The 11,366-nt window shown below is 60.7% G+C and carries 7 protein-coding genes and 1 pseudogene; 4 read left to right on the top strand and 4 right to left on the bottom strand.

Annotation, left to right across the window (positions count from 1 at the left end; all coding sequences use genetic code 11):
* Positions 1–47 precede the first annotated feature (47 nt).
* A complete protein-coding gene (locus ACVWY9_RS00275; protein WP_414357909.1) occupies positions 48–1,031 on the top strand; it encodes an energy-coupling factor transporter transmembrane component T family protein in 984 nt (327 codons plus the stop codon).
* 24 nt (positions 1,032–1,055) lie between these two features.
* Here ACVWY9_RS00275 and ACVWY9_RS00270 read toward each other — a convergent pair whose 3' ends face one another.
* The 3 genes from ACVWY9_RS00270 to ACVWY9_RS00260 all read right to left on the bottom strand — a co-directional run bounded on the left by ACVWY9_RS00270 (position 1,056) and on the right by ACVWY9_RS00260 (position 7,427).
* A complete protein-coding gene (locus tag ACVWY9_RS00270) occupies positions 1,056–3,986 on the bottom strand; it encodes a GAF domain-containing protein (RefSeq protein WP_457387114.1) in 2,931 nt (976 codons plus the stop codon).
* 356 nt (positions 3,987–4,342) lie between these two features.
* On the bottom strand, positions 4,343–4,918 hold the full coding sequence (locus ACVWY9_RS00265) for an NADPH-dependent FMN reductase (RefSeq protein WP_457387295.1): 576 nt from the start codon (positions 4,916–4,918) through the stop codon (positions 4,343–4,345).
* A gap of 187 nt (positions 4,919–5,105) precedes the next feature.
* Positions 5,106–7,427, bottom strand: coding sequence for a spermidine synthase (locus tag ACVWY9_RS00260; RefSeq protein WP_457387112.1), 2,322 nt, complete (start codon positions 7,425–7,427; stop codon positions 5,106–5,108).
* Between the two features lie 260 nt (positions 7,428–7,687).
* On the opposite strand from ACVWY9_RS00260, the gene ACVWY9_RS00255 reads away from it, so the two are divergent.
* Positions 7,688–8,881, top strand: a complete 1,194-nt coding sequence (locus ACVWY9_RS00255; protein WP_457387110.1) for an RNA-guided endonuclease InsQ/TnpB family protein — start codon at positions 7,688–7,690, stop codon at positions 8,879–8,881.
* Between the two features lie 18 nt (positions 8,882–8,899).
* On the opposite strand, the gene ACVWY9_RS00250 is transcribed toward ACVWY9_RS00255, so the two are convergent.
* A complete protein-coding gene (locus ACVWY9_RS00250) occupies positions 8,900–9,304 on the bottom strand; it encodes an SHOCT domain-containing protein (RefSeq protein ID WP_457387108.1) in 405 nt (134 codons plus the stop codon).
* A gap of 162 nt (positions 9,305–9,466) precedes the next feature.
* Between ACVWY9_RS00250 and glmU the strand changes: the two are divergent.
* Together glmU and ACVWY9_RS00240 are read left to right on the top strand one after the other, a co-directional pair.
* Positions 9,467–10,822: pseudogene (gene glmU, locus ACVWY9_RS00245) on the top strand (bifunctional UDP-N-acetylglucosamine diphosphorylase/glucosamine-1-phosphate N-acetyltransferase GlmU); the annotation flags it as partial.
* Between the two features lie 36 nt (positions 10,823–10,858).
* Positions 10,859–11,365, top strand: coding sequence for a PPC domain-containing DNA-binding protein (locus ACVWY9_RS00240; RefSeq protein WP_414408899.1), 507 nt, complete (start codon positions 10,859–10,861; stop codon positions 11,363–11,365).
* Position 11,366: the final 1 nt, after the last annotated feature.

Raw genomic sequence — 11,366 nt, 5'->3', positions numbered from 1 at the left:
CGGTCCCGCCCTTTTAAGGGGTATAGTCTGCTTCCTTCTCAACTGTTGTGGATATTCTGCGCAATGCCCCGCTGGGGATTTATCTGGAAGAGCCTCGCACCTGGCTACATTGCCTGGATCCGCGAGTCAAGCTGGCCTGGCTGCTCAGCTTTCTCCTCAGCCCCATTTTGGCCGGCAATGGTTGGCGCTTGGCCGTGGTGGTGGCTCTTCTGCTGCTAACTGTGGCGGCCCGTCTGCCGCGCCGGGTTTGGTCGGGCCAACTCTCCCTGGTGCTGGCCCTGAGCCTGCTCACCTTTGGGATCACCAGCTTGGCGCCGGATGGATTGGGGGTTTTTCCCCAACCGCAACGGCAGGATATGCAGGTGGTGGGCTATGGGCTGACCGGGATCCCCGCTGTTCCCGTTAGCGGTGCAGGGCACTTCGACTTGGCCGTAGAACAGGGATCCCCAGACCGTGCCTGGCGGGCGCAAACCCGTGCCTGGCAAACTCCTTATCGCTACCGCCTGGTTCAGTTTTCCCTATTGGGACGAACCTTTCAGGTCTCCCGCCGTTCTCTATCGGTGGCGCTGCGGCTGGGCACCCTCATTTTTACGTTGCTCTACGCTACCCATTTGTTTCTGTTGACCACGGCCCCCGAAGAAATTGCCGAAGGGATCGGCCAATGGTTGCAGCCTCTCAAGCGTTGGAGATGGCCGATTGCCGAAGTAATTCTCACCCTCACCTTGGCGCTGCGCTTTCTGCCTTTGGTGATGGAAGAGGTGCAAAACTTGGCGCGGGCGGTGCGAACTCGGGATGTGCGCTGGGGATCCCTGAGTTTCCGGGGCGGGATGCAAACCCTGCTGGCCTTGGTGGAGCGCTTTTTTGAAAACTTGCTCCTGCGTGCCGAACAGACGGCTATGGCAATGCAGGCCCGTGGGCTGACCGGCCCAGACCATCCCCTGCGCTGGCACCGCCTACAACTGCGGCGGCTGGATCGCGGCCTACTGGCTCTACTGCCCCTGTTTTGGCTGCTCAGAACCTTGTCCCCCTAAGGTGACCGGCAACACAGCTTTTTCCTACCCAGGGGGATGGGGCTCGTCGCTGCCCATCGGCAGGAGCAGCCGAGAGACACAACGCCCATCGGAAGAGAGGTAAAAGGAGAGCTGGCCCCCCATCCGCTGCACCACCCGTTGACACAGGCTGAGTTCCAGACCAGGACTTACCGATAGAGGCGACTTGAGCAGAGGATCCGCGTAGATCACCTGGTTCGGATCCAACTGAAGGGCGGCCATCAGGTGAGGGTCGAAGCTGCCCTGATCCACCACCAGCAGCTCTGCATAGCCAAAGGGCTCCGCATCGCTATCGCGAACGCTGGCTTGGCTCCACAGATCCAGCCGCCCCCCTTCCGGGCTGCGCAAAATAGCGGCTGTCAACACCTCCCAGAGCACCATCTCCAGTCGTTCGGGATCCCCCTGGACGGCAATGCTCATGTCCCCATGGGCCCGCGGCCACAGCTTGCGTTTTTGGGTCAGGCCCTCCACCCGGCGCAGGCTTTTGCGCACCAAGGTTGCCAAGGGCACCGACCGCAACTGCGGCTGCACCTGCCAAGTTTCCGACTGCAACAACGGCCTTGTGGAGACGGTCAGATCCCGCAGCCCTCTGCCAATTTCCACTACTTTTTGCCAGCGGGTGGCTTCGTCTCCGGGGATCTCCGGCACCTGACCCAGGCGGTGCAGGCTGTCCAGAAGGGCATTCTGCATATCCAGCAGGCGGCGGTGCTTGTACCAGTTCAACTCCCTGAGCACCTCCTGCCGCTCTTGCAAAGTTTGCATCCAGAGCAAGCGCCGCAGCGTCCAGCCGCAGGTCTGGGCGATCAGCATCACAGCCGCCCGCTCGTCGGGATCCCAAACCTTGCCCGCTTCTGCCCCCAAGATCAAAACTCCCAAAGCTCCCGCCTGCGAGGAGTTTGTCTCCCCCAGCGCCACCAGCAGCCAGGATCCCAGGCCGGCAGCAAAGTGCTCCGCACCGCTGACGCGACTGAGCCAAGTGCGGCTGGCAGGGGGGATCTGCTCCTGGGTGAGCGGCAGAGGTTCTGCCGACTGCAGCGCGTAGGCCAGTAAGGGATCTTGCAGGTCGATCTCGGTGGAGCCGGTCTCCGTCCCGGCAGCGGTAGTAAAAGGCCCCTGGAGCTGAGCCCGGCTTTCCCCCGGCTGCCAACTGACCACCAGCGCCAGAGGGATCCCCAGCAATTGGGCCGTCTGTCGGACGGTGGTGGTGTACAGATCTGACAAGGTGGCCGAGTTTGGCAAGGTTAAACAAGTGGTGATCAGGCCCTTGAGCAACTGCTCTTGTCGTTGCCGGCGTTGTTCTGACCGAATTTGCCGCAGGATCACCCCCACCTGTTGGGCAATCCCCCGCAGCAGTTGCCGCTCTTCCCGGCTCCAGGCCCGTAGCTGGGGATGCAACACCAAGAGCAGCCCTTCCACGGGTGTGTTGGCCCCGGTATGGGTCAGCATCAAGGAACGAACCCCTGCCAGTTCCTGCCGCCAAGAGAGCAGGCGCAGATCTTGGTCGTAGTTTTCTGCCACGACCACCTCGCTGCGCATGAGATCCTGCCAGTCCTGGTCGCTCAGAGGGCTGAGCTGCTGTGGCAAAGTCTGCTTGCCTTCCCTGCGGTACTCGTAGAAGAGGCGGGGGATGGGGCTGTCGGGATCCAACGTCAACACGGCTACTGCACCGACTTTCAGACGCTGGCCCAGGCCGACAATGGCTTGCTGGAGAGCCTGTTGCAGCTCCGCCGGGTTGTAAAGCGAGCGGCCCACCTGTTGCACAAACTCTTGGTCATCGGCCAACTGGCGAATGCGGCGATCCAGATTTTCTAGGGGGGCAGCCAAGGCCAACCCATTGGCGGCAGCAGCTACCAACTGTCGCTCAGCGGCTTGCCAGGTACGGGGCACATCCGATTGCACCCAGATGAACCCCAGCAGATCCTTTTCCAGCAAAATCGGGGCCGCCAAAACGGCCTGGGCCCGCAACTGCTGCATCAGCTTGGGGGGAACCTCAGAGCGAGTCGTCCCTGTGCCGCCCACCACCACCTGGCCATCGGCGAGGGTGTAGTACATGTCCCCCAATTCCCGCAGCGAAAGGCTGACCTCCCCTGTTGGCCCTGCTCCGACTTTAGCCCCTTTGGGAACAGGGGGCTGAGAGGACTCCGTCCCCCCGCTGTTGCCAACAGCTTTGGGGGCGCTTCCATGGGGAACGAACTGACCCTGGCTGCGCTCGTGCCAATACACCTGAATGTGGACAGCGCCCAGAAAAGACTGTAACTCCTGCCTCACCAGGCTGACCCGTTCCTGCAGGGATCCCACCTGGCGCATCGCCGTTCCCAACCTCAGGAGCGGATCCTCAAGGCGCTTTTCGGTCTGCTGTTGCCAAGCGTTTTCCAACTCTTGCAGAGAAGCTGCCAACTGCCCCAGCAAAATCCCCAGGAGAGCCTTTTCGTCCTCACGGGTGGTAACCCCCCACATTTGGGATCCCAGCATCAGAATCCCCAAGCAGCGCCGCCGTCCTACTGCCGTTCGCGACAGCGGGCCGTAGGCCGAGAAGGGATAAATGAAACAGCCCTGGATCCCGCCCAGTCGCCTGGCCTCCCGCTGCCAAATGCCCATGCGCGGCTCCTGAGAGAGGTCAGGCAGGCTGATCGGTCGCTGCTCGATCACCACCTGCTCCAGGATCTCCCCCGGCTGTAGAGGATGCACCGCCCGCAGTAGGGTTTGATCCTCAAGAAGGGTCACTCCCCCCTGACCCACCAACTGGTGATTTGGATAGTCGTAAAAGGCCAGCCAGATCAGCGGCGCCCCAAACACCGCCTTGACATACTCCAGCGTGAGCTGAACGAGGGTGTTGGCATCGCTCTGCTCCCGCATCTGCTGCAAGGTTGCTTGCAGGGCCACCAGGGGAGATATTGGCCCAGCTCTATCGGAATGAGGGGGAACAGACTGAACCATACCTGTGTGGAGCTATTCTGCGGGTTCCTCTGCAAGTCAATGCCCTCTCAGCCAGATCTCCGTCGGATCTGAGCCTTATTTGTTGCTGGGCAACGCTGAGGCAACAGGTGAGAAGAAGAGAGCCCGGACTTGTTGCTGTTTGGAACAACTTTGGCATACTCTCCGCCCCAAGGGGCAGGGATTCTCGACGTCGGGCGTTCGCCCCATCCTCGACGCAGTGAAAGATTTGGTTTTCATCTCTCACCCAGCCCCAGTGTAGTCTGTCTGCAGCCGTCCTTCATGGCTTCCTAACTTCCCTGGGGTTGGTCGCGGAACGCTTGGAGAGTGTCTCAATCTAGTTTGGAATGACTGTAATTTCAGGAAGGCTTCACCACTGGGATCCCTCGCAGCTTGTGAGTGTGGGTCACCAATCTCTGGACAAAGTGTTGAAAGCGCTGTTTTAGCTTCTCGTCTTTGAGATTGCCTTGCTCGTCAAAAGCGCTCCAAGCCCGACCGATGGCGATTTGCTCTGGGATCACCCAGCCATGCACCCAACGCACAATCAAGCGCATCTGGTTCAGGGTATTGCTGTTGCTCTCGCCGCCCAAAACGCTGATCAACCCGAAGACCTTGCCCTCCAGTTGCTCAAAGCTCAACAGATCCAGGGCATTTTTCAGGCTGCCGCTGATGCCGCCGTGGTATTCCGGGCTGGCTAGGATGATCCCATCCGCCCGCTTCATGGTTGCTTGTAAGACCGCCACATCGGGATAATCTGCATAGGATTCCGAGCCATCCACAAAGGGCAACTTCATCTGCCGCAGATCGAGGATGTGCAACGGGATCCCCAACTTCTCAAACTCGCGCCGCGCCACCTCCAGCGCCTGGTACGTCAGGGAATTGGGCCGCAAGCTGCCCCCGATTGCCACGAAACGAGCCGCAGAGGTTTCAGCCATGGTGGTTTGAGGATTGCCAGTGAGGGCTTGTAGAGGAGACATGGGCCGGACTCCCGAGCAGACATCAGTTACGTTGCAAACAATCATAACTCATACCAACTTCGAGTTGTAAAGATTTCCTTAACTTTTCTGCTCCGCAACGCTAACACGTTTGCCGAAGGGTCGCGTAGCGATAGCAGCCGGATTCCTATCCAGAACTGGGGATCTGGATACCCTTTAGCAAAGGGATCCGGGGCCAACGGATCACCTGCAGCAGGTTGGAAAAGTCATCCCGCCAGACGGGATCCCCGGCCTGGGGCAAAAGGGGCTGCCAGGGATCCAGTTCCTGCAGGACTCCAGAGTTTTGGGCCAAAGGGCTCCGCCCTGCTGAGGCGGTCGTCGAAGCGTCGCGCGGCGATAACAGCACCCAGTGGGAAGGGGCCAGCCCCGCCTGGCGTTGCTCAGGGGAGAGATCCCGGTGGTCTTGGTGCCAAGCGTGGAGCTGCAGGGATCCGGCCAGGCCGGCCAACACCGGGGCCAAGTCGAGGTGGCGGTTGGTGATGTTGAAGAGCAGCCAGCCGTGGGGCTTGAGCTTGCTGAGGTAGAGGGCCAAAGCCTCTTGCGTGAGCAAATGCACCGGCACTGCGTCAGAGCTGAAGGCGTCCATCACCATCAGGTCATAGCTGCCCTCTGGGATCCCCTTGAGGCTGAGCCGGGCATCGCCGAGGATGACCTGCACCTGCGCCCGTGCCTGAGCCCACCGGAGATAGGAAAAATAGCGGCTCGCCCAATCGACCACGGTGGGATCCAACTCGAAAAACGTCCACTCATCCCCTGGCTCGGCATAGGCGGCCAACGTGCCGATCCCCAGCCCCAACACCGCAATGGCGGGCGTGGGATCCACAGTCTGGGCTCTGAACGCCGCAAACACCTGCCCAACCGGCCCAGACCGAGAAAAATAGGTCAGCGGCTCCAGCGCTTTTTCCGGATCCAAGTTTTGGCTGCCGTGTAGAGTGGTGCCGTGCAGAAGGCCACGAAAGGATCCCTGCTCAGTCCGGTACTCCACGATCCGGTTGAGGCCGAAGGCGCTGCGCTCGCTGTGGATCACCTGCAGTCCCGGCTGCAGCCAGGGTTGCCCCAGCAGCACAACCAACCCCGCCATTGCTCCCACCCAACCGACCTTGGCCTGCCAGCCAGGGGCTCCGCTCTGCTGCTGTGAACGGCTCTCCCCTGACACCAACAGCGCCAGCACCGCCCAGCCCAACGCCAAACCCACCCCAGCGCCCACCTGCAGCAACGCCTGCGGTCGAAAGTGCAACAGCAGCAAAGGCAGGAGCAGCCCCAGCCCCAGCCACAGGCCCACCCGCCCCCCCTGCGCCCCCAGCACGGCCAGCGACATCCCCAGCAACAGGGGATATTCCAGCACCGTCTCGAACACCTGCGGTGCCAAGAGGGCAGAGAACATTCCCCCCAAACTCCCCCCCAAAGCCAGCCACAGGTAAAACTGCGTCAACTGCTCCACCGGCGGGCGACGGCAAGCCAACCGGCTGTGGCAGCCCCAGCTCACCAGCCCAAAGGTGGTCAGATGCAGCGGCAAAAGCAAAAAACCCGGCCTCACCCAGCCCAAGACCTGTGTCCCCACCGCCCCGCAGGCCAGAAGAGCTGTCGTTCCCAAAACCCCCTTATTGGGGTGGATCCCCCCGAAAGCCAGCATGAATGTCAGCAGATAGATCCCCAGGGGGATGGCCCACAACAGGGGCACCGCCGCCACGTCGGTGGTCAACAGAGTGGTGACCGCCACCAACAGGCCCGCCGGCAAAAAAGCCAGCCCCGCCCAGCGCCAACGCTCTCGCCAGGAAACAGCCCAATTCCCCAGAGCAGCGCCGGATCCCTGGGAATCTGCCCCGCGTTCTTGTTGCTCCGCAACGCTGTTGCGACTGAGCAGCAGACCCACCCCGCTTAGCAGCACCAGGGCTGCCACCAGCGCGTAGGATCCCGTCCACAGGTGAGTTTGCCAAGCCAAAGACAGGCGGGGCTCCAACAACAGCGGGTACCCCAGCAGCCCGCCCAAGCTGCCGGCATTGCTGGCCACATAGAGAAAATAGGGATCCAAAGCCTCCCGTTGCCCCGCGACCCCTCTTGCCGCCAACCCCCGTTGCAGCAACGGCGTCGTCGCCGACAGGAGAAACAGCGGCACCCCAGCTCCCAAAGTCAAGTTTGCCAACAGAGCGAGAGGGGGCCACCATCCTTCCGGTTGGCCGGGGATCCCCAGCTGAAAGGGCAGAAGCCTCAGCCCGACCAGCAGCAAGATCCCGTGGATCAGCACCCCCATCCTGGGATTGAGGCCGCGCCCCAGCCGATCTGCCCACAGGTAGCCCAAAAGCAGGGTGGCCTGAAAAAAGGCCAGGCAGGTATTCCACACCAGGGGGGATCCCCCCCACAGCGGCAGCAGCAACTTGCCCACCAACAACTGTCCCCAGAAGAGGCAAAAAGCGCTACCAAACAAGCTGAGGCCAACTAGCCAAACCAAAGCCGACCCACCGCAAAACCCTCAACTGCCAGTATTCCCCACTTTCTCCCGGAAGCTTGAGATGGGATGTTGTAGCCGCTTGGTGGTGCCCCTTGGGATCACCCAACTCAGAGGAAGGCCGATCCTTGTTCCTCGATTCAAGTGCGCCAACGGGTGGAAGGGGGCCACCCTCCGCCAGTACTCTCAGCTAGAAATCGCAGGAGCCCCGCACTGTACCCGTAGGGTCAGTGCCGGGAGGAATGCGAGGTTACAATAGAACCATGACCCAAGTCCTGACCGTCTCCTGCAAGCTCAAGGTAGCCCAGTCGCAAGCCGCCAAATTGGACGCGACGATGGATGCCTTTGTACAGGCATTGAACTGGGTCAACCAGAACACACCAGAAAAAGTAGTCAACGCAGTCAAACTCCAATCCCTTTGCTACTACGAGATTCGAGCCCGGTTTGGCTTGTCCAGTAACTTGGCTCAACAGGTGTGCAGACGGGTAGCGGGTTCCCGCAAAGTGGCTAAGCAGAAAAAGCGTCCCGTCAAGGAGTTTAAGAGCGGCTTTGTTACCTACGACGCCCGTATCTTTTCGTTCCGTCAAAAAGACTGGACGGTGTCGCTCACCACGGTGGAAGGGAGAGAACGCTTTGAACTGGCCATTGGCAACTACCAGCGTGGGATGCTGGCTGGTTCCAACCCAAAAGCTGCCACCCTGGTCAAGCGCAAAGATGGCTCCTACTACATCCAGATTTGCGTAGAGGAAAAAACACCCAAGCAACAAGATACCGACAAGGTGATCGGGGTGGACTTGGGGAGGACAGATATTGCCCATACGTCAGAGGGGGACAACTGGAATGGACAGCAGTTGAGCAGAGTCCGAGAGCGCTACTCCCGGTTGAGGGCGGTACTCCAACGCAAAGCCAGTAAGGGCACACGCAGTTCGCGGCGCAGATGCCGTCAACTGCTGCAACGGCTGTCTGGCAAGGAGAGACGCTTTCAAACGTGGGTCAATCATCGCATCTCTAAAGCTATTGTCTCTAGGGCAAAAGCTACCAACAGCGCTATCGCCCTGGAAGACCTGACAGGGATCCGGGAGAGAGTCAATCAACAGCCGCGCAACAAGGCCGAACGGCGCAGAACCAACAGTTGGGCGTTCTACCAACTACGTCAGTTTCTGGAGTACAAGGCGAGGGTTGCAGGGGTTTCTCTGATTCTTGTTCCGCCTGCCTACACGTCGCAGACCTGCCACAAGTGTTTGCATATCCATCCCGATCCTGCGCAATCCTACCGCAGTGGCAAGTCGTTCAAGTGTGGGCACTGTGGATGGGAAGGGGATGCGGATTTGAATGGTGCGAATGTGATTGCGCTCTTGGGGGCTGCTGTAAACCAGCCTAGAGGTCCGGGCTTGTTTTGTTCTCTGGTAGAGCAGAACAGGCTCAGGGCTACTGAAAGCCCGCTCCGTACCGCTTAGCGGTCGGAGCCGGGTAGTTTACGAAATCTTGCGGATTTGCCGGCGGCGCTCCTCATATTCAGCGCGGGTGATCAAGCCCTGTTTCAACTGGCTTTCCAACTGCTGTTCGGGATCCCGGGCTTCTCGCCCTTCCACACTGGTCCACTCCAGCTCGATCAACCCTCGATTGAATCGAAAATCGAAATCGGCATTGCTCATGGTCAGGATCCACAGCCCTTCCAGCAAACAAAGGGCGCGTACCCCGTAGCTGAGGATCTGCAGCGGGATGGAAGGAACGAACACCATCAGCCCCGCCACCAAGTAGCCCCAGCCCCAGCGTTGGTGCCCCATATAGAAGCGCTGCAACCCTGGAATGAACACCCCCAGCATCGCCAGCCAGCCGGCCACCTCGCGGACCAACCGCCGACGTTCCTGTGGGGGCATATCAGGGCCCCTGCTCTCGGCCATAGACTGCACCAGCTAGATGTGCCATTAAGCTAGCTCAGTTTTGGCCGCACAGGGCTCAGGAACTTGGATCCAACCTCAGAAGATTTTTGAGCAGAATCCTGCCGCCTATACTTGATGGGGGCAGTTCGGGGAAGGAACATGGCAGAGCGGGAGCTATCGGTAGCGATCTTGGCAGCGGGCAAAGGTACCCGGATGCGGTCGCAGTTGCCCAAGGTGCTGCACAAGCTGGGATCCCTGTCTTTGATCGAGCGGCTGCTGCGCACGGTGCTAACCTTGAAACCCCACCGCTGTCTGGTGATTGTGGGTTATGAACAGGAGCAGGTGCGCCAAGCCCTGCGGGAGTACCCGGTTGAATTTGTGGAGCAGGCCCAGCAATTGGGCACCGGACACGCCGTTCAGCAACTGTTGCCCGTCCTGGGCGGTTTTCAGGGGGATCTGCTGGTGATCAACGGGGATGTGCCCCTGCTGCGGGCGGAAACCCTGCAAGCTCTGGTGGAGCGCCACCGCCAGATGAACCCAGAGGTAACCTTGCTCTCGGCTCAGGTGGCGGATCCCTATGGCTATGGGCGGGTATTTTGCGATGCCCAACAGCGGGTGCTGGAACTGGTGGAAGAGCGAGACTGCACCCCGGCCCAACGGCAAAATCGCCGCATCAACAGTGGGGTGTATTGTTTCCACTGGCCGGCTCTGGCCCAGGTTTTGCCCCATCTCAACAGCAACAACGCACAGCAGGAGTACTACCTAACAGATGCCGTCAAGCGGGTGGGCAAAGCCATCGCTCTGGATGTTGCCGATCCGCAAGAAATTGTGGGCGTCAACGACCGCCGCCAACTGGCCCAGGCGTACCAGATTTTGCAGGATCGCCTCAAGGAAGCCTGGATGGAAGCCGGGGTCACCTTTGTGGATCCCGACAGCAGCAGCCTCGAGGAAACGGTGGAATTGGCCCCCGATGTGGTGATCGAGCCCCAAACCCATCTGCGAGGGGTGTGCCGCATTGGCTCGGGAACCCGCCTGGGGCCGGGCAGTTGGATCGAGTCCAGCGAGATTGGATCTGGGTGTCACATTCTCTACTCGGTGGTCAGCCACAGCCGCATCGGCAACCACGTCTGGATAGGCCCCTACGCCCACGTGCGCCCCCACAGCCAGATTGGGGATCACTGCCGCATCGGCAACTTTGTGGAAACCAAAAATGCCCAGATCGGATCCCACAGCAATGCCGCCCACTTGGCCTACCTGGGCGATGCCAAGCTGGGATCCCAGGTCAACATCGGGGCGGGCACCATCATCGCCAACTACGACGGCCAGCAAAAGCACTTTACCGAAATTGGGGATCGCAGCAAAACAGGCGCCAACTCGGTTCTGGTGGCTCCTTTGCAGGTGGGATCCGATGTCACCATTGCCGCCGGCTCCACCATCCCTGCCCGCTACCCTCTGCCGGATGACTGCTTGGTGATCGCTCGCTCCCGCCCGGTGGTTAAGCCCGGCTGGCGACCCGGGATCCGCTCCTCCCGCCGCCAAGAGCTCCAGCCCATGCCGCCGGGATCCCTCAAGATTTATCCCTTGCGCCTTTTCCCCGGCCAAGATCTCAAGCAGGAACTGGAGCGAGTGGCCCGGCAGCAGCCCTTGCAAGCGGGGTTTGTCCTCAGCGCCGTCGGCAGCCTCAGCCAAGCCACCCTGCGCCTGGCCGACCAAATGGGGGATCACCTGCTGTCGGAACGCCTGGAGATCCTGGCCCTGAGTGGATCCCTGTGCCCTGACGGAGTCCATCTCCATCTCACCGTTGCCGATGCCCGAGGCCAAACCTGGGGGGGACACCTGCGCCCCGGCTGCCTCATCTACACCACCGCCGAAATTGTCCTCGCCGATAGCCCGGAGTACCGCTTCTCCCGTCAACCGGATCCGGCCACCGGCTACCTGGAGTTGCACATCCAACCCGTGGCAGGGGATCCCTGCTGGCCGTCCCCACCCCCCCAACCCCAGCAAAACCAGCAGACAAAACCAGAGGCTGACAACAGCAGGCCGAAAAGCTTACAGTAGT

The organism is Thermostichus sp. OS-CIW-31 (assembly GCF_054060305.1).
Note: the sequence above shows the minus strand (reverse complement) of the source record. Positions and strands in the feature narration are given on the sequence as shown.